The 18,706-nt window shown below is 67.4% G+C and carries 16 protein-coding genes; 5 read left to right on the forward strand and 11 right to left on the reverse strand.

Going from position 1 to position 18,706, the window contains the following annotated elements:
• The first annotated feature begins 37 nt into the window (after positions 1-37).
• From AC3D24_RS07585 to AC3D24_RS07600, 4 genes are read left to right on the forward strand one after another with little or no spacing between them, the layout of a single operon-like run.
• Positions 38-319 (forward strand): hypothetical protein, encoded by a 282-nt coding sequence (locus AC3D24_RS07585; RefSeq protein WP_489029511.1) that lies wholly within the window; start codon positions 38-40, stop codon positions 317-319.
• Positions 316-480, forward strand: a complete 165-nt coding sequence (locus tag AC3D24_RS07590) for a hypothetical protein (protein ID WP_489029513.1) — start codon at positions 316-318, stop codon at positions 478-480. The genes AC3D24_RS07585 and AC3D24_RS07590 overlap by 4 nt, the downstream gene beginning before the upstream one ends.
• A complete protein-coding gene (locus AC3D24_RS07595; protein ID WP_489029515.1) occupies positions 477-1,727 on the forward strand; it encodes a multidrug effflux MFS transporter in 1,251 nt (416 codons plus the stop codon). Before AC3D24_RS07590 ends, AC3D24_RS07595 begins: the two co-directional genes overlap by 4 nt.
• 52 nt (positions 1,728-1,779) lie before the next feature.
• Entirely contained in the window at positions 1,780-3,819 is a 2,040-nt protein-coding gene (locus tag AC3D24_RS07600; protein ID WP_489029517.1) for an acyltransferase family protein, read from the forward strand.
• Here the strand turns inward: AC3D24_RS07600 and AC3D24_RS07605 are convergent.
• The 11 genes from AC3D24_RS07605 to AC3D24_RS07655 form a co-directional block, all read right to left on the reverse strand.
• The gene (locus AC3D24_RS07605) at positions 3,816-5,612 is read right to left on the reverse strand and encodes a carboxypeptidase regulatory-like domain-containing protein (protein ID WP_489029519.1); all 1,797 of its coding nucleotides are present in this window, start codon (positions 5,610-5,612) and stop codon (positions 3,816-3,818) included. The two genes, AC3D24_RS07600 and AC3D24_RS07605, sit on opposite strands and share 4 nt — an antisense overlap.
• Entirely contained in the window at positions 5,609-7,708 is a 2,100-nt protein-coding gene (locus AC3D24_RS07610) for a DUF4175 domain-containing protein (protein ID WP_489029520.1), read from the reverse strand. Before AC3D24_RS07610 ends, AC3D24_RS07605 begins: the two co-directional genes overlap by 4 nt.
• On the reverse strand, positions 7,705-8,832 hold the full coding sequence (locus tag AC3D24_RS07615) for a BatA domain-containing protein (protein WP_489029522.1): 1,128 nt from the start codon (positions 8,830-8,832) through the stop codon (positions 7,705-7,707). The genes AC3D24_RS07610 and AC3D24_RS07615 overlap by 4 nt, the downstream gene beginning before the upstream one ends.
• Positions 8,829-9,728 carry a DUF58 domain-containing protein gene (locus AC3D24_RS07620; protein WP_489029524.1) on the reverse strand — a complete coding sequence of 300 codons (900 nt, stop codon included), beginning with the start codon at positions 9,726-9,728 and terminating at the stop codon, positions 8,829-8,831. Before AC3D24_RS07620 ends, AC3D24_RS07615 begins: the two co-directional genes overlap by 4 nt.
• Positions 9,721-10,716, reverse strand: a complete 996-nt coding sequence (locus AC3D24_RS07625; RefSeq protein ID WP_489029526.1) for an AAA family ATPase — start codon at positions 10,714-10,716, stop codon at positions 9,721-9,723. Before AC3D24_RS07625 ends, AC3D24_RS07620 begins: the two co-directional genes overlap by 8 nt.
• 25 nt (positions 10,717-10,741) lie before the next feature.
• Positions 10,742-11,437, reverse strand: coding sequence for a DUF4159 domain-containing protein (locus AC3D24_RS07630; RefSeq protein WP_489029528.1), 696 nt, complete (start codon positions 11,435-11,437; stop codon positions 10,742-10,744).
• 153 nt (positions 11,438-11,590) lie between these two features.
• On the reverse strand, positions 11,591-12,925 hold the full coding sequence (locus tag AC3D24_RS07635) for a TldD/PmbA family protein (protein ID WP_489029530.1): 1,335 nt from the start codon (positions 12,923-12,925) through the stop codon (positions 11,591-11,593).
• Positions 12,926-12,940: 15 nt separating this feature from the next.
• Positions 12,941-14,575: a TldD/PmbA family protein gene (locus tag AC3D24_RS07640; RefSeq protein WP_489029532.1), complete on the reverse strand. Its 1,635-nt coding sequence runs from the start codon at positions 14,573-14,575 to the stop codon at positions 12,941-12,943.
• Positions 14,576-14,930: 355 nt separating this feature from the next.
• Positions 14,931-15,488, reverse strand: coding sequence for a cytochrome b (locus AC3D24_RS07645; protein ID WP_489029534.1), 558 nt, complete (start codon positions 15,486-15,488; stop codon positions 14,931-14,933).
• Positions 15,489-15,516: 28 nt separating this feature from the next.
• Positions 15,517-16,299 (reverse strand): SapC family protein, encoded by a 783-nt coding sequence (locus AC3D24_RS07650; RefSeq protein ID WP_489029536.1) that lies wholly within the window; start codon positions 16,297-16,299, stop codon positions 15,517-15,519.
• A 66-nt stretch (positions 16,300-16,365) separates the two neighbouring features.
• Positions 16,366-17,793: an FAD-binding oxidoreductase gene (locus tag AC3D24_RS07655; RefSeq protein WP_489029538.1), complete on the reverse strand. Its 1,428-nt coding sequence runs from the start codon at positions 17,791-17,793 to the stop codon at positions 16,366-16,368.
• A 121-nt stretch (positions 17,794-17,914) separates the two neighbouring features.
• Between AC3D24_RS07655 and AC3D24_RS07660 the strand changes: the two genes are divergently transcribed.
• On the forward strand, positions 17,915-18,382 hold the full coding sequence (locus tag AC3D24_RS07660) for a hypothetical protein (protein WP_489029540.1): 468 nt from the start codon (positions 17,915-17,917) through the stop codon (positions 18,380-18,382).
• The last annotated feature ends 324 nt before the right edge of the window (positions 18,383-18,706 follow it).

An 18,706-nucleotide genomic window follows, 5' to 3' on the forward strand; every position in this document is an offset into this window, starting at 1 on the left:
ATCGATCGCGCATCGCAAATCTGTAACGGATGCGAACATGGCGAAGAAAAAGACCTATCTGACCGCGTCCCTGCCGGACGGGTACGTCAAGACGATCGGGCCAACCGCGCTCGATCTGACGCATTACTGGCGGATCGTCGCCGAGCTCGGCAACGGTAAGACCGAGGTGTTCTGGGGGCACAGCAAGTCGCTTGCCGAAGCGCGCAGGACCAAGAGCCTCGCGGTCGAGGCGGCGGCGACGCGTGGCTGGAAAAACCACAAGGTCGATATCGTCGAACTGGTCCGGTCGGATACGCCACCATTGCCCGGCGAGGAATGATCGTACGCCGGACATGGATTGGCAGGACAGGGATCGGCCGGACGGGGATCGGCCGGACGGGGATCGGCCGGACGGGGATCGGCCGGACGGGGATCGGCCGGACGGGGATCGACAGTCGCGCATGGCGGAATGCGGCGCATGGCACTACGCGGACGCCATGACCTCACTCGACTCCGAAATGCCAGTCCAACCCGTGCCGCATGTCGGCCTGCACCGCCGCGAGTTCGTCGCGTTCATCGCGGCGATCATGGCGGTCAACGCACTCGGCGTCGACCTGATGCTGCCGGCGCTGCCCGCGATCGGCCGGGAGCTGCACGCCGCCACCGCCAATTCGCGGCAATGGATCGTCACTGCCTATCTGTTCGGATTCGGAATCGGCCAGCTCATCTATGGGCCGCTCGCCGATCGCTATGGCCGGCGTCCGATCCTGCTCGTCACGTTGGTGGGGTTCGTCGCAGCGAGCATCTTCGCGGCCGGATCGCAGACCTTCACCGCGCTGATCTGCGCGAGAATCCTGCAAGGGCTGATGTCCGCCTCGACGCGCGTGCTGGCGGTGGCGATCGTCCGTGACAGCTATTCCGGCCGACGGATGGCGAAGACGCTGTCGCTGGCACAGATGATCTTCTTCCTGGTGCCGATCATCGCGCCGAGCCTTGGCCAGATGCTGTTGGCGATCGGGCCCTGGCGCTTCATCTTCTACGCGCTGGCGACGTTCGCGGCGGTGATCCTGGCCTGGTCGGCGGCGCGCCTGCCCGAGACGCTGCCGCGCGAACGACGGATCCCAATCTCGATCGCGACCCTGGCCCATGCCTACCGGCTGACGCTCGGCAACCGGTTTTCGCTCGGCTATTCGGTTGCCGCATCGCTGACCTTCGGCGGGGTCATCGCGTTCGTCTCGTCGGCGCAACAGATCTTCGTCGACGAGTTCGGCGCGGGCGACCGGTTTACCTTGTTGTTCGCGATCTGCGCATTTGCGATGGGCTGTGCCTCGTTCGCCAACAGCCGCCTGGTCGAGCGGCTCGGCACGCGGCTGATCTCGCAGGCGGGCATCGTCGCGCTGATCGCCTTGTCGGTGATCCATATCGGGATCATCGCCGGTGGCGCGGAATCGCTCTGGAGCTACATCGCGTTCCAAGCGCTCAGCATGACGTGCATAGGCCTATGCGGCTCCAATTTCGGGGCGATGGCGATGGAGCCGGTCGGCCACATCGCCGGCACCGCGTCGTCGATCCAAGGGTTCATCACCAGCCTTGGCGCAGTCGCTGTCGGGTCGGCGATCGGGCAAGCGTATGACGGAACGACCTATCCGCTGGCGATCGGTTACCTGTGCATCGGGCTCGGCGCGCTGGTGATCGTGTTCTGGGTCGAGGGCGGTCGCCTGTTCCGCCCGCGCCACGCCCCGCAATAATGACGGCCGCCTAGCAACCAGTTCTCCATGTATCGGCCATAGGGTCAGGACGATGACGATTCCATCGGACACCGCGTCCGTGCCGCCGATCCCGCACCGCCCCCTCGCCTATCGCGGCGACATCGACGGCCTGCGCGCGCTTGCCGTCATCGCGGTCGTCGCGTTCCATACGGGCGTCGGCGGCGTGTCGGGCGGGTTTGCCGGCGTCGATATCTTCTTCGTGATTTCGGGCTATCTGATCGGCGGGATCGTCAACCGCGAGATCGGCGAGGGACAATTCGGGTTCGCCGCCTTCTATGCGCGACGGGCACGCCGCATCCTGCCCGCGCTGATCGCGACGTCGCTGGCGACGCTGCTGCTAGGGCTCGTGCTGCTGGGCCCAGGCGAACTCAAGACGCTGGCGATCGCAATCGCGGCGGCGCTGCTCGGCGTGTCGAACCTCTGGTTCGTCCACAGCATCGATTATTTCGTGCCCGACGCACGGCTCGAGCCGTTCCTGATGACATGGTCGCTCGGCATCGAAGAGCAATTCTACGTCCTGCTGCCGCCGTTCCTGCTGTTCCTGCGCCGGCTGAAGATCGAGGCTGCGTTGCGCGCGACATTGATGCTGGTGGCGGTGTCGCTCGCGATCTCCGTGCTGGCGACACCCGTGCGGCCGGTCGAGGCGTTCTACCTGTTGCCGACGCGCGCCTGGGAGCTGGGTATCGGCGTCGCGCTGGCGATCGCGCATGCCGGGGGCCATCGGGCGTCGGCAACGGCGCAACAATGGCTCGCCGCGGTCGGAATAGCGGCGATCGTTGCTGCCGTTACGCTGTTCGACGAGCATGTCCGCTTTCCGGGCTATGCCGCATTGCTACCGACGCTCGGGACCGCTGCGCTGATCGCAGCGCCGACCAGCGGCATCAACCGGTACGTGCTCGCAAGCCGGCCGTTGGTGGCGATCGGATTGCTCTCCTATTCCTGGTACCTGCTGCACTGGCCCCTGCTCGCGTTGGTGCGGATTTGCGCGGCGGGGAACGTGCCGCCCGCGCTGCTCGTCGCCGTCGGGTTCGGATCGATCGTACCGGCCTATCTGTGCTGGCGCTATGTCGAGCGACCGTTTCGGCGACCGACGCGGCATCCGCGCGCGGATCGCACGACGCTGGTTCGCTACGGCGCGGCGCTGGCGGGATGCATCGCGGTGTTCAGCGGCGTCGCGATCTTAGGCGGGTTACCAGCGCGGGTCGGAGCCTCGGGTACACGCATCCAGGCAATGCTGGGCGCGAGCCATGCCAGCCCGTGCCTTGCCGGCTATGGTGTCGAACGTCCGAACCTGGCGCCCGCCTGCGCACCGCCCGGCACCGGACCGCTCGTCGTATTGCTGGGAGACAGCCACGCGTCCGCGCTGGGCGATGCACTGCGCGATAGGGTCGGGCGCGAGGGATACGGCGTGCTGCAGATGACCGCAGCGTCGTGCCCGCCGCTGCTTGGCGCGACCCTGCGGCTGACCGAGCACCCGGGCGCATCGCAGGCCTGTGCCGCGTTCAACGCCGCCGCGATCGCACGCGCGGCGGCGGATCCGCGCGTGAAACTGGTCGTGCTCACCGCATTCTGGCAATCGCCGTTCAGCGTACGGGCACGCGCGATCGGCGATGGCCTGATCGATACGGACCCGGTGCATCTGGGTCGGTCGAACGACGCCGAACTGCGGATCGCGCTCGTCCGAACGCTGACGACCCTGCGCAAGGCGGGGAAGAGCGTCTGGGTGCTCGGCGACGTGCCGTGGATAAATTTCGATCCGGCGCTGCATGCGTGGAGCGCGTTCCTGCCGGCACGAAGCGCGATCGAGCGGCGCGTCGTTCCCGGGCTCGATGCGGGCAACGGCCACGTGCCGATCGCGTTCGTCGCGCCGATCGACGATGACGCGAGCCGGATCGTCGCGGCGAGTGCCGCCGCGGTGCCGGGCGTTCGGCTGATCGTGTTGCGCGACATCCTGTGCGACGCACGCCGTTGCCGGACGAGCCAGTACGGCGTGCCGTTCTTCATCGATCCGCAGCACCTGTCGCGTGCAGGCGCGGACTTCGTTCTGTCCCGAGTTTCCGGAACGCCTTAGTGCGCCGCGTTGGTTCGGCCGATCCGTGCGCGTTCCAGCCACCAGAGCAGCCCGGCGATCACGAGCCAGCCGACGAACCACGGCCAGGATGGTCCGCGCCGGCTCTCCACGCTTGCAATGCCCGCGCCGTTGCCGCCCCCGGCAAGACGTAGCGTGGCATCGCGCCGGTCATTCGCGCGGATCGCAGGCAGTGCTTCGGCAGGGTAGACATAGAACGGTCGTGCTGCCGGTCCCGACAGGCGATGCCAGCCGCCGGCGGTCGGCCAATAGCCGGCACACCGCGTGGCGGGATCGGCGAGCGCTCGACCGACGATACCGTTGGGATCGGTGACGGTTGCCGACCCGGTGCCGCAGATCGCGATGCGTTGGCCGGCAAATGCGGGCGCCTCGATTTGCGCCATTGCGCCTGGTTGACGCCGGGCGACGGTGGAGACGAGCTCGCTCCAGAGTTCGGCATGCGCGTCGCTATGACCGCTGGTGACGAGCGCGAAACTGTCCTGCAGCGTGACCAGCGCGACCCGGCCACGACCGTTGCTGCGCGATGCCGCAAGGATCGCACCGCGGGTGTCGCGAAGGATCGGCGTGCCGCCGGTGATCGTCACCGCCTGCCGTGTAAGCGCCGGCACGGTATCGCGCGCGCCTGCGATCGAGGCGGGGGCGTCGCGCGTGCCGGGACCGCGGCGTGCGGCGAGCGCTTCGTCGCTGGGAGCTTCGGGCGGCAGCGTTACCGGCGCGGTATCGGCGGTGCCGGGTGCGGTCAGGCCGAGCACCTGCCAGCCGCGCGGCACCGGCCCGGTGATCCGCACCACCAGCCCCATCCCGCCCCTCACCGCAGCGGCCATCGTCTGTCGACCGCTGGCGCCGAGCCCGTCCCAGGTGCGATCGTCGAGGATCGCGGCATCGATCCTTGCGAGCGCCGCCGTCGTGAGAATGGGCGGCGTATCGGCAAGCGATGCACCGCCGCCGACGTTTAGCTGAACCTTAGGCGTCAGCGCGGCATCGGTCGCCCAGCGGCGTAGATACTTGACCTCCGGGCCCGGTGCCCCGGCCAGGATAACGATCCGCGCCGGGGCCGGTATCGGGGTCCAGACAGGGACTGCGGCTTGCTCGACCATCGTACGCGATGTGTTGCGCACGCGCAGCGTGAAGAGCGCTGTCCCTGCGGCCCGCGCGGTGCCGGAGAGGGCAATCTCGCCGGACGGTCCGATCGGTTGGGTATCGACGATCCGCGAAGCCGGATCGAGCAACTCGGCCGATCCACCGGCGAGGCCCCCGGCGCGTGCCGTCACTGCAAACCTTGCTCCGGGCGCCATTGGAGCAGGCGGTTGCAGCGCGATCAGCCCGCTAGGTTCGCCGGGGGGATCGAAGGCCAGCGCGCGTCCGGCTGTCGCCTGGCTATCGCGTGGTTCCAGGCCGGAACCGACGATCCGCAGCGTGCCGACGTCAGGATGACGCCGAAGCGCAGTGCCGAGATCGGGTGCGTGTTCGGCACCGACTATGCCTTTTGCCTCGCGTAATGCGATCAGTCGCTCGTTCGATCCGATCGTGACGAAGCGCGGCGCGCTCGCTGTGGCCACGACGAGCGCGCCGGTCGCCTTTCCGGCTCCTTCAGGGGGGAACAGCGTGCAGTAGAGCAAAGCTGCGGCGACCGGTTGCAGCACTAGCAACGCGGCCAGCCGCCAGCCCCGCGCGCGCGACGCCGTGGAAGCACGGTGCTGCCAAAGGATCAGACGCACCCAGCCGAGGATGACGGCCAGCGTCAGAATGCCCGCGACGGCGTGTGCGAGGGTCATGGCAGCGCATCCAGATAGCGGCGGCCGACCGCGTCGCCGGTCGGGCGGCGGGTCAGGCCCGGAGCCGGCCGGGGCAACGCGCTCCAGAGCGTGCCGCGGAGCTTTTCGCGACACGCCGCGCAAGCGGGATCGCGGCGTAGCGCGTCGATCGCGGCGGACAGTGCGAGCGGATCGGGGACGCGCGCATCGTTGGCGCGGAGCCAGCGGGTGAGTGCCTCCAGCGTGCCCGCATCGTTGCGCATGTCGAGTGCGGCCCAGATCGCGGACGGGGTCGCGTCGATCGGGTCCGCAGCCGTCGAAGCGAGCGTGCGTGCGGCCATGTCGGAACGATCGCCCGTCAACCTGCGTGTGAGATCGACCGGGGGCAGCTGCGATCCTGTGCGCGCGAGGAAGATGCGCGTTGCCTGCTGGACCTGCTTGATGAAGCGCAGCGCTTTGTACGCGAACGGCAGCGCGCGCCTGGGATCGCCGAGGCGGAGCGCGGTCTCGGATTGGCGCATGTTGTCGAGCGCCTGCCTCAGCGTCACGCGGGTGCCGGGATCGAGCAGTGTGGCGGCTTCGGATTCGTCGTGGGTGTGGCCGTAGGTCTCGACGATCGCCGTCTCCTGGCCGAATTGCGGGGCGGCCTGAGGGGGCTCGCCCGCGTGTTCATCCCCAGCGGGCCCGGTCGTCTCTTCGGCGTCGCTGGTCGGCATGGCGTTGGTCGCACCGCCACCGACTTCCTCGCCCATGAATTGGCCGTAGCGCATTCGCAAGAGACGCTGATCGTCGGCAATCGACTCCGAGCGTGCGAGGAAGCGGTCGGGTGCGGGGCGCGGGCGATCGGCGAGCAGCGCTTCGGCGTCGATGATGACTTGGCGCTGGCTGCTGAAATAGGCGGGCATGGTGCGTCGGGTCATCGCCTCGAGCCCGCTTTCCGCGCCGCTGGCGGGCGGGCGGCGGAGGATGACGCTGGGACCGGCGACGCGTTGCGGCGAGGGCGTGCGGGCGTCGGCGACGGTGAGTTGCGCGACGAGATCGCCGGGTTCGGTAAAGCCTGTACCGGCGATCGCGATCGTGGTGGCGAAGATGCGGCGGCGGGGGTCGCCGATGCCGCGGAGCGTCATGGTGCGCTCGCTGAAGCGGATGTTCTCGCCTTCGCCCTGCGCGACGACGAGGCGGAGCGAGGCGACCGGTTGCACGCCGTAGTCGTCGGTCGCTTCGAACGACAGCGACCATGTCCGCTGGCCAGGGGACATCTGGATCAGCGTCGCGGCGGGCGAGACCAAGCGGATACGCGGGGGCTGGTCGAGGATGACGTCGATGCGGTGGAGCGGCGGGGCGGGTTGGCCGTCGCGAGCGACGACGCGGTAGAGGAGCGAACGGTATGCGATCCGGGTTGCCGTCCAGGTTTTGCCGGCGTGGGCGAGCGGCGTGGGTGTTCCGTTCAGGACGGCGAGCGCGGCGGCGGTAGGATCGGGCGCGAAGGCGAGCGTCCATTCGAGCCGCGATCCCGCCGGGACGCGCGCATCGAGCGTGCCCAATGCGCGGGGCGGCAGGCCGGTATAGGCTGGCGGGACGATCGTCAGGCGTTGTGCGGTCAGCGCGGGAATGCCGGGTCTGGTTGCGCCTTCATGTGCGGGGGACAATGGGCCACCGAGCGCGGTCCGGTCGGGCCACAGGGCGATCGCGGCGATGAGTATCGCGGCGGCCAGCCATAGGGCGATGGTCGTTCGTTGGGATCGCGAGGCGTAGAGATCGGGCGTCGGTTCGGCGGCTAGCCTTGCCTCGACGCGCGTGCGCTGCAGGTTCTGGAAGGGACTGAGGGTTGCCGGGTCGGCGAAGAGGAGGTCGGTGCTGTCCTCGGCGTCGCTGCGGGTGGCGTCGATCGCTGCGATCAGCCAGCGGCGATGGTAGCGGCGGGCACGGTGGCGGGCGATCAGGGCGGTAGCGATGGTGCCGACAAGGGCTAGCGCGAGACCGATCACGGGGCTTCCGAAGCGCCAGCCGAGCGCGATGGCGACGAGTATGATCGGCGCCGAGAGCAGGACATCGTCGCGTATCGACCGCGCACGTGCGGGCTTGGCCCAGTTCGCTACGGGGGACTCTACGCTCATGGCGCAGCCGCTCGTCTGGCGCGGGTCGCGAGCCAGCGTTCCATCAACCAAGCCGCGGCGATGGCGAGTGCGAACCACGGTCGGAGGTCGCGCGACTGGCTGGCCGGGGGCGGGCCGCCGGTGAGCGGGCGGTACGCGCTCGCCTCGACGCGCGTTGGCGGTGGATTGGGCGCGAGGAGGCGCGCGAGGTCTCGCGGGAAGTCGGGTTCTGCGAGTGCCGGCATCGCGATCGCGTCGAGCGGCTGCAGGAGGCGGACGACGTGCCCCCTGCCCTGCGTATGTGCTTCGGCAAGGGTCTTGCCGGCCTCGTCGCGCCATGCCGGGACGGTTGGGCCTGCTTCGATTATCGTATCGTTGGCGACTAGCGCGATGCCACCCTGCTCGATCCAGTAGGTAACGGCTGCAGGTAGTGCGCCGCTCGCCAACCATATTAGCGCGGTGGTTTTTGGCGGAAGTCCGCGCGTTGGATCGCCGACATCGATGGCGAGATCGAGGGCGCTGGTTGCTGCCCGGATGTAGCGTGCGCCGGTCGCGTGTGCGGTGTCGGTGCGGAGTGCGAGGCTGAGGGGCGGTGAATGAGGTTTGCTTAGCGGCATTGCGCCGGGGACGACTTGCCAGCGGACGCGGTGCGACAGGCGGGGGCGCTCGGCGTCTGCGCCGTTGAGGATGGCGGGGACGACGATGGTCAGCGGTGCGGTCGCGGCGGTATCTGCGTCGAGTTGGCGGACCAGGCTGCCGATCGGGACTGTGCCTTGCGGTGCGGGTGAGTCGGTCGCAGGGAAGCCGGGTATGAGCCATACCGCTCGGCTTTTAGATCCACGGGGGACGGTCGTCGGATCGGTGCCGGGCGCGAACGCGAATATGGGGGTGGCGTCTTCGGTATCGAGGAGCGCGGGTCTTGCCAGGAAGACGGCGAGCAGCGCCAGCAGGAGGATGCGGGCGGCTAGCAGCAGCAGTTCGTCGAACTTCGGGCGGTGGCGCGGACGTGGTTTCTGCCGGAGCCAGCGGAGTGCGGCGAAGTCGGTGGGGCGTTGCTCGGTCCTCCGCGCGAGATGGAGGACGAGAGGCAGCAGAATCGCGGTGAGTGCGGCGAGACCGAGCGGCAGCAGGAGCGTCGGCGTCATGCTCCGCCCGCCCGGTTGCCGGTGCGGCCGAACAAGCGCTGCAACGGCGTGTCGAGCGGCTGATCGAGGACGAGTTCGGCGTGGCGGATGCCGGCAGCGTCGAGCGCGGCGTGAAGTCCTGCCTTGGCTTCGGCGAACCGGGTCAGATACTCCACGCGGAGGGCGGCGCCGTCGCCGAGCAGTTCCTCGCCGGTTTCGGGATCGCGGAAGCGGTAGCCGCCGTCGTAATCGAAATCGCGTTCGCCGATGGTGAGGATCTGAACCGCGAGCACTTCGCGGCCTGCCGATGACAGACGGCGGGCGAGATCGAGGCAGGCCGGGTCGAACCAGTCCGACAGGATCACAACCAGATCGCGCTGGCCGATGCGTTCCCACAAGGGCGCGAGCTTCGGTTCCTCGGGGAAGACGCCTGCCGCCGCCAGTGCGTGGAGATCGAGATGGAGACGATCGCGGTGGCGGGTGCCGCTCGCCGGGCGAGTGAGTGCCAGGCCAGTGTCGCGTAGCGCGGCAAAGGCGAACCGGTCGCCTTGTGCGAGCGCGAGTTCGGCCAGCGCTGCGACCAGCCCCTTGGCCGCGTCGAGCCGCGCGTACTTGGGGCGGCGCGCGTCCGCCTGTGCCATCGACGCACTCGCATCGAGCAGGATCCAGAGCGCGACCGGGCTCTCGCGTTCGGCCTCGCGGACGAAGAAGCGGTCCGAGCGCGCGTAGAGCTTCCAGTCGATCTGGCGCGGTTCGTCGCCGAACTCGTACGGCCGGTATTGCGCGAATTCGAGGCCGGTGCCGCGGCTGTGGCTCGCGTGCAGGCCGATGCCGCGATCGCCCACCGCACGGCGGGCGACCAGCGACAGTGCCTTCAACCTGTGCCGGACATCAGCCGGTATCAGCGTTTCAGGCACCCGGCCCTCTCACCGCACCGACCAGCCGCGCGACGACCTGGTCGGGGCTGATGCCCTCAGCCTCGGCGGCGAACGACAGGATCAGGCGGTGGCGCAGCACCGGCGCGGCGAGCGCGAGGATGTCGTCGCGGGTCGCGGCAAGCCGCCCCTGGAGCAGCGCGCGCGCCTTGGCGGCGAGCACCAGCGACTGGCCGGCGCGCGGGCCGGCACCCCAGCGGACGTAGCTGCGGATGGCGTCGGGCATCCCGTCCCCCGGCCGGCTCGCGCGGACGATCCGCGTGATCCAGTCGAGCAGGTCCTCGCTCAGATGCACGTCGCGTACCCAGCGCCGCAGGACCAGCACGTCCTCCGCGCCGAGCACGCGTGGCACTTTTGCGGTGCGGCTGCCGGTGGTCTGCGAAATGATCGCGCGCTCCTCCGCCTCGGTCGGATAATCGACGCGCACGTGGAGCAGGAACCGGTCGAGCTGCGCCTCAGGCAACGGATAGGTGCCGGCCTGCTCGATCGGGTTCTGCGTCGCCAGCACGAAGAACGGATCGGGCAGCGTGTAGGTGGTGCCGCCATAGCTGACGGTGCGTTCCTGCATCGCCTCCAGCAGCGCGGCCTGAGTCTTGGGGGGCGTGCGATTGAGTTCGTCCGCGAGCAGCAGGTTGGTGAAGATCGGGCCTTGCTGGAAGCGGAAATGGCGCTTGCCGGTGCCGTGATCCTCTTCGAGCAATTCGGTGCCGAGAATGTCGCTCGGCATCAGATCGGGGGTGAACTGGACGCGGCGGAAATCGAGCTCCAGCGCCTCGCCGAGCGAGCGCACCAGCAGCGTTTTGCCGAGGCCGGGAACGCCTTCCATGAGGCAGTGCCCGCCCGCGATCAGCGCGATCAGCAGTTGTTCGACCACCGCCTCCTGCCCGACGATCGCCTGGCCGATCGCGGCACGCAGATCGCCGAGTTTGGCCAATTGAGCGGAAATGTCGGTTTCGGTGATGTCGGTCATCGGAGCACTCTCGGGCGGGCTTGGGTCAGACGGTCAGGGCGTACATGACGATATTGACGCCGAACTTGGTATTGTCCTGCGCGAGAAAGCGCTTGTTGCGCCAGTCGTAGTCCCATTCGCACCCGTAATCCTTGTTGCTGTAGAGCAGCCCGAGCCGACCATCGATGGTGATGCCCTTGAGGTAATTATGGACGAGATCGTCGCCCCAGCCGTTCAGCTCGAACGTGGTCGCCGGCGGTCCGGTGAACTTGAAGAAGCTGGTGTAGATCGGATGCTTCGGCAGCAGCTTTTGCAGCGCGCGCGGGCCGAAGATCGCGGTCATCTGGCGTTCGAAGGATTGCGCGAACAGGCCGTCGATATCGTGGTTGCAGTCGTCGACCAGCACGAAACCGCCGCTGCGGACATAGCGCTCGAAATTGCGGCGTTCGGCGGGGGAGAATTCGACCAGCTTGTGCCCGGCCATGTAGCAGAACGGCGCGGTCAGCATCTTCGGGTCGGCGAGCGCGACGACGCGCTCCTTCGGGTCGACGCGGAGGTTGGTGTAGTCGATCAGCGAGGTGATGATGTTCGACGGCATCCGCTGGTCGACGTCCCAGTCGCCCGATTGGTAGCGGAGGCGGGTGAACCAGAAGTCGTACGCGCCGGCGGCGGCGGCGGCGCGCGGGAGGAGTGCGGTGGCGAGACCTGCGCCCAAGAGTTTGAGGAAGTCGTGACGGGTCATGTCGTCTGTCGTCGCCGTGTCATGCCACCACCCCGGCGAAGGCCGGGGCCCAATTGGAATGGTCATGGTAACGGCGCGCCGTCCATGATTGGCTCCGTCCCCCAATTGGGCCCCGGCCTTCGCCGGGGTGGTGCAATCGGGGGACGGACAAGATCACACCGCGTCCGACAGCGAGGTGAAGGTGAAATCGCGCAGTTTCATCGGCGGGATCATCATCACCAGCGAGCTCTCGTCACCCGCCACGCGGACCGGCTTGCCCAGTTCATCGATGTTGTTGAGCATGATCACCGGGCTTTCGTTGAAGCGGAAGTTCTTCACCGGATATTTGATCTCGCCATTCTCGATGTAGAACGTGCCGTCGCGCGTCAGGCCGGTTAGCAGCACGGTCTGCGGATCGACCATGCGGATGTACCAGGTGCGCGAGACGAGAATGCCGCGCTCGGTGCCGCGGATCAGGTCGGCGGTCGACTTGGTGCCGCCTGCCATCAGCAGGTTGCCCGGCGATCCGACCGCGCGCTTGCCCTGTTTCTGCGCCCAGTAGCGCGAGTAGTTGAGGTTGACGATCTTGCCGTCCTTGATGATCGGCATCGCCTCGCGCGGGAGCCCTTCCTCGTCCCACGGCATCACCGCGGCCCCGGGTGCCCAGGGGTCGGCGGTGAAGTTGACGCGCGGATCATAGACCTGCTCGCCGACCTTGTTGCCGCCGCCCTTCTTGGACAGGAAGCTGCGGCCTTCGTCCGCTTGGCGCGCGTCGAAGAAGTTCATCATGAAGCTGATCAGCCCCGCCGCCGCCGCCGGTTCGAGGATGACGGTGTATTTGCCGGGCTCCAGCGCGCGCGCGTCGACCGAGGCGGAGGCCTTGCGGATGCCGGTGCGGATGTCGGTGGAGGCGCTGAACGCCGCCGAATCCTGCAGGCTTCGGCCGACCCAGCCCGAGCCGCGACCGTCTTCGGAGCGGACGGTGCAGGTGTAATCCATCGACGAGGCGCGCTGGTATCCGAAATTGCCCTTCGAATTGGCGAACGCGACATAGCTCTGGCCGTCCTGCAGGAAGCCAGCGGCGATCAGTTTCTCGGCCTTGCACGCGGTGATCGAATCGCCGGCGACCTTCGCGCGGTATTCCGGATCGATCGCGGCGGTTGCGGCGCTGAACGTCGGCGACGGCTTGTAGACCTGCTTGGCGACGGCGGGGACGAACTCCGGATTCTCGGGCGCCAGGCGCGCGAGGTCTTCGGCACGGCGTACGACGCGTTCGAGCGACGCGTCGTCGAACTGATTGATCGTCGCGGTGCCGACGCGCTTGCCGAACGCGACCTGCACGGCAAGATCGGAATTATTGATCACGCCGCTGGTCGAGATGTTGTTCAGCGCGAACCGGATGTTGCCGTCGATCGAACCCGTCAGCTGCGCGGTGCATTCGTCGGCTTTCGACAGCGCGACGACCTTGGTGAGGATGGCGCGCGCCTGCTCTTCGGTGAGGATGCTCATGACCTATATCTCCTATCAGCCGAGCGAGCGGGCGGTGTTGATGACGTTGATGCCGTTGAAGCGCGCGGTCGAGGAGCCGTGGCTCACCGTCGACACCTGGCTCGGCTGGCCCTTGCCGTCGAAGAACGAGCCGCCCATCCGGTAGTCGCTGGCGTCGCATACGCCGACGCATGCGTTCCAGAATTCCGGGGTGCGGATCTGGTAGGCGACGTCCTCGATCTGCTGCGTGATCTTGCCGTTCTTGATTTCATAGAACAGCTGACCGCCGAACTGCGCGTTATAGCGTTGCTGGTCGATCGAGAAGGATCCGTCACCGATGATGTAGATGCCGTTCTCGACACCACCGATCATGTCGGCGACGCTCTGCTTCTTCTTGCCGGCCTCGAGGCTGACGTTGGGCATGCGCTGGAACTGCACGTTGGCCCAGTTGTCGGCGTAGCAGCAGCCGTCCGAGGCCGACTTGCCGATGATGTGCGCCTGATCGCGGATCGCCTCCAAGTCGACCAGCTTGCCGTCGCGGATCAGGTCCCATTTCTTGGTCTTCACGCCCTCGTCGTCGAAACCGACCGCGCCGAGGCTGCCATATTGCGTCTTGTCGGCGACGATCGAGACTTCGGGGCTGCCGTACTGGAAGCGCTGCTTGACCTTGTCGAGGGTGACGAACGAGGTGCCGGCGTAGTTGGCTTCGTAGCCGAGCACGCGATCGAGTTCGAGCGGATGGCCGACCGACTCATGGATCGTCAGCCAAGTGTGCGACGGATCGAGCACCAGATCGTATTTGCCGGGCTTGACGGTCGGTGCCTTGAGCTTGGCCTGCGCCTGCTTGGCGGCAGCGATCGCGTCCTCCTTCATGTCGTAGGACAGGCCGTAATTGACGACGCCGTTGGGCGAGACGAACTTGCCCGAGGCCGCACCGTCGAGATATTCGAATCCCATGCCCATCGGCGCTGAGAGGCCTTCGCGGGTGCGGAACTTGCCGGTCGCCTTGTCGATCGCGGTGACCGTCAGCGGCGCCCAGATGCGGTGGACGTCCTGGTCGATGTACGATCCGTCGGTCGAGGCGAAATACTTCTGCTCGTTGACCAGGAACAGGATCGAATTGACGAAACTCGCGCCGGCGTCGGTCGCCGCAGCGTTGACGCCGAGCAACAGATCGACCTTCTCCTTCAGCGGTACGGCCATCGCGTTCTTCTTGACGGGGGTGCGCCACGACACCTCGCCGACGCCAGGCGTGGAGGCGAGCTGGACCGGTGCGGTCTGCGACTTCGCGTTGGCCTTGGCGATCGCGGTGGCAAGCTTGGCGGCGTTGGCGACCGCATCGACGGTCATCTCGTTGGTGGCGGAGAAGCCCCAGGCGCCGTTGGCGATGACGCGGACGCCGACCCCGGTCGATTCGGTGCTGACGACGTTCTCGACGTTCTTCTCGCGCGTGATGACGAACTGGCGGAGGTAGCGACCGACGCGGACGTCGCAATAGCTAGCCCCTGCCCCCTTGGCGGCATTGAGCGCGGCGTCGGCGAGACGCTTCTTCGCGGCGACGTCGATGGTGGAGACCAGCTCCTCTGCGGCGATCGCGCGCCCGAGGAACGTCGGCAATACGCCACCGCCCAATGCCAAGCCGCTCGCGGCCAGGAAATCCCGTCTATGCAACGCCGTTCCCCCAATATCGCCCGCGAGTGTCCTCTGCGTGGCACAGTCCCTGATCCCGGCGACGACGACCGCGTTTCGATCGACGCCTATCCGATGGGTGGATCATCGCGTGCGATTCGGCATCCGTCAATCGGGTGTTTTACTGAACTGCTACAGTCATGCCGTGGATGCCGTGCGGACCAAAAAAAACCACCCCGTGCGCGTAGCACGGAGTGGCCTAGGTTCAGGGAGGAGGTACGCTAAAAGCGTACCGTACGGCGCCGCGAAAGGGGGGGACACGATGCCGTACAGGACCTAAATGGGTGAGCAGCGTTTTGGTTCAACCCCTGCTGCACCGCATCCAAAATAATTTCGGTCAGGACGGTTCGGGGCGGTCCAGCACGGGCGCCATGCGCGCCAGAACGCCGTCGCGCAGCAACAGGTGATGACGCAGCGCCGCAGCGATATGCACGACCACCAGCGCTAGCATCAGCCAGCCCAGCACCGCATGGGCATCGTGGCCGAGCCCGCCCGCCGCGGTCGAGACCGGCAGATACGGGACGTCGAACAGACCGAACCAGTCGAGCGGACGGCGCTTGGCACTGCCCGAGACCATCAGCCAGCCGGTGAGCGGCATGGCGACCAGCAACAGGTACAACAGGCCGTGCGCGGAATGCGCGAGGCCCTTTTCCCAGAGCGGCATGTGCGCGGGCAGAGGCGGCGGGCGGTGGGCCAGCCGCCAGGTGACCCGCCCGGCGGTCAGCACGAGCACGGTGAGGCCGATCGCCTTGTGTGCGCCCATCCACGCCCGCAGCGCCGGGATCGAATCGTGCAACAGCCCGATCGCCAGGTTGACCACGACCAGCAGCGCGATCGTCCAATGAAACCATATCGCTACGCTCGAGTAGCGATCCGAACGATCCTGCGCTGCCATATGCGGTCCTTTTAGATGTGTACGGCCCTTACACGTTAAAGGCGGGGGCCTGCATCTGCTGCTGCGGGGTCTGGCCGAGCTGTGCCTGGCGAGCGAAAATGTCGCGCATCAGCGATAGCGAGAACAGGTGCGCGTACAGCAGCGGGAGCATGCCGGACTTGCTCATCTTGCGCAGCGCATCGCCGCGCATGTCGATCAGCTTCTCTTCGTTGATCATCTGGAAGCCGCGATAGACGAACGGCTGCTCGGCGCCGTCGGGCTGGATCGTGACTTCGCCGTCCATGAGCAGCTCGAGTTCGCGCAGTTCGTTCATGAAGTTCTGCGTGCGGGCGCCGGCCTGTTCGAACGACTCGTTGAAGCCGAGGATGTTCTTGGTCAGCTCGGACGGCTGGCCGTTCTCGAACAGCGCATCGCCGTCCTCAAACTCGCCAAGCGTCGGCGAGGTGGGATCGAAGCAGAGCGACAGCTCCTGCGCGTCGGGGTGAAGCCGGGCGAGCATGTACGGGTAGCGGCGGACATAGGCCGGGACGTAGAAGGTGCTCTCGGTCAGCTTGCCGTCGCCGTCCACGAACACGTTGACGCCCTCGTTCAGGCCCATCAGCGCGAGCGGGATCGCGTCCTCGCCGGTCGAAAAGACGATCGGCATGTGGCGCTGGACCAGCGGGAATTCATCGACGGTGATCGGGATGGCGTGCTGGCCGACCAGGAACGGCGCGCTGTCCTGCGGGCGGACCTTGTAGTTAGCGTGCGTGTCGCTCGAAAGCGGTTCGAGGCCATTGTAGAAAAGCGGAAGCTGGGCGGCGCTGGCCATAATACTCTCCGGGGTCGATCTGTCGGGATACTGCCGGCGGCTCATGCCACCGATTGGGGCGAGGCTCTATGGTGCGCCGGGCGGGCGTGCAAGTGTGACGAGCTTTCCGGGGTTCAGGATGCCGAGCGGATCGAACGCAGTCTTGATCGCCCGCAGCGCCGTCATCCGCGCCGGCGACGACAGCCGTTCGAGTTCGTCGCGCTTCATCTGGCCGATGCCATGCTCCGCGGAGATCGAGCCACCCGCTGCAACGACGAGGTCGCCGACGAAGCGCGTCACTACCGGCGCGACCTTTGCATACCAGTGCGCGGGGTCGGTGCCGGGTGCGGCGCGGACGTGGAAATGGACGTTGCCGTCGCCGAGATGGCCAAAACCGCTGGCGTGCGTACCGGGAAAGCGCGCGTCGCACGCCGTCGCCGCCTCGATCATGAAGCGCGGCATCGCCTCGACCGGGATCGAGATGTCGTGCTGCGTCGCCGGACCGAGCGCGCGTTCGGCGGCCGACAGCGAATCGCGGAGCAGCCAGAACGCCTCCGACTGCGCTTCGCTGGTGGCGATCGTCGCGTCTTCGATGGCGCCATCTTCGAGCGCCTTTCCGAGCAGGCGTTCGAGTAGCGCGGTTGGAGATTCGCCTTCGGTGGTGGCGGAGGTCGCCTCGATCAGAAGATTCCAGGGGTGGCGGCCGGCGAGCGGCGCGCGGGCGTTCGGGAGGTGCGCGACCGCCGCGTCGAGCGACTCGGCGGGGAGGATCTCGAAGCTCTCGATCGCGTCGGTCTTCGACTGCATCGTGCGCAGGAGTTTCAGCGCGGCTTGCGGCGAGGCGATGCCGACCCACGCGGTGCCGCGCGCCGCGATCGCGGGCGCGAGGCGGAGCGTGGCGGCGGTGACGATTGCCAGCGTGCCCTCTGCGCCGATGAAGAGCTGGTCGAGGTCGTAGCCGCGATTGTCCTTCTTCAGCGCGGACAGGCCGTCGTGGATCGTCCCGTCGGCGAGTACCGCCTCGACGCCTGCGACGAGGCCACGCATCGTGCCGAACTTGAGCACCTGCGTACCGCCCGCGTTGGTCGAGACGAGCCCGCCGATCGTCGCGGTCCCGCGTGCGCCGAGCGTCAGCGGGAAGCGCCACCCCTGCCCTTGCGCGGCGCCGTCGAGGTCGGCGAGGATTACGCCGGCCTCCGCGATCGCGAGCCCGGCGTCCGTGTCGACGCTGCGGATAGTGTTCATGCGGCGCAGCGACAGGATTAGCGCACTGCCATCGGCGGGGGCGGTCGCGCCGCCGACCATCGAGGTGTTGCCGCCCTGTGCGACCAGCGGCACGCGATGTTCAGCCGCGGCCTTGACGATCCGCGCGACCTCCGCGGTCGTGGTCGGCGCGAGCATCGCGGGCGCGGCGCCGTGGAACCGGCCGCGCCAGTCGTGCAGCCACGGATCGATATCGGCGGGATCGGTGACGATCGCCTTCGCGTCGAGTTGCGGTACGAGCGCGGCGATCATTGAGGCTTGCGAAGGCGTCAGGGTTGCTGTCTGAATTTGGGGCACGCGGGAAGCGCTAGACAAAATTCATCCCGCGTTCAACGATCGGCCCTAACGGTGCCCTGCCCATGATCCAGCCAGCATGATCCATCCCGCGATTCCCGCCACCCTGCTCGCGCTCGCGGGCCCCTTCACTGCGGCCATGCGCGATGTGCCGTCGCCTGGGTTCGGGCTGGACGGCAGGCAGGTCGCGCAGGTCTCGATCCACGAACGCATCATCATCCGCGTGCCCCGGATGAGCCGGATGCCCGCGCAAACCTATGCGCCGCCGCGGGAGTGGAAGGAGCACAAGGGCCCCAAATGCATCGCGGTCGCCGAGATCGCCGGTGCCATGCTCAACAAGGAGGGCGCGGTCGATCTGGTGATGGACGACACGACCCGGTTGCGCGCGCGGCTCGACGGCGATTGCAAGCCGCTCGATTATTATTCGGGGTTCTACCTCAAGCCGGGGCCCGACGGCCTGATCTGCAAGGATCGCGACGCCATCCGCATGCGCTCGGGTGCACGCTGCGAGATCGACGGGTTCAAGAGCTTGCGGGCAAAGAAGTAGCGGGGGGCGCGCTGGGACTATCTCAGCGCTTGAGGGAGGCCGCCTCTCTCTCGTTTCTACCTTGCCCAAGAGCTGGTAAGCACCTTCCCCACTCAACCAGCACCTCCCCGGCGAAGGCCGGGGTCCAGTTGGGTGACGTTGCTAAACCAAGCGCTCCAATCCGTTACGGCGACTTTTCCAACAGGGCCCCGGCCTTCGCCGGGGTGGTGCAACTGGTCGAATGAGCCGAAATTCCAACGGTTTTCCCAATATACGAATGCTTGGCGTTTTCGCATTCGCGCGTCCCACACCCCCTCCCCACCCTCCATTCACCGCGTTTCCTTG

It is taken from the genome of Sphingomonas sp. SL1004, from assembly GCF_057815015.1.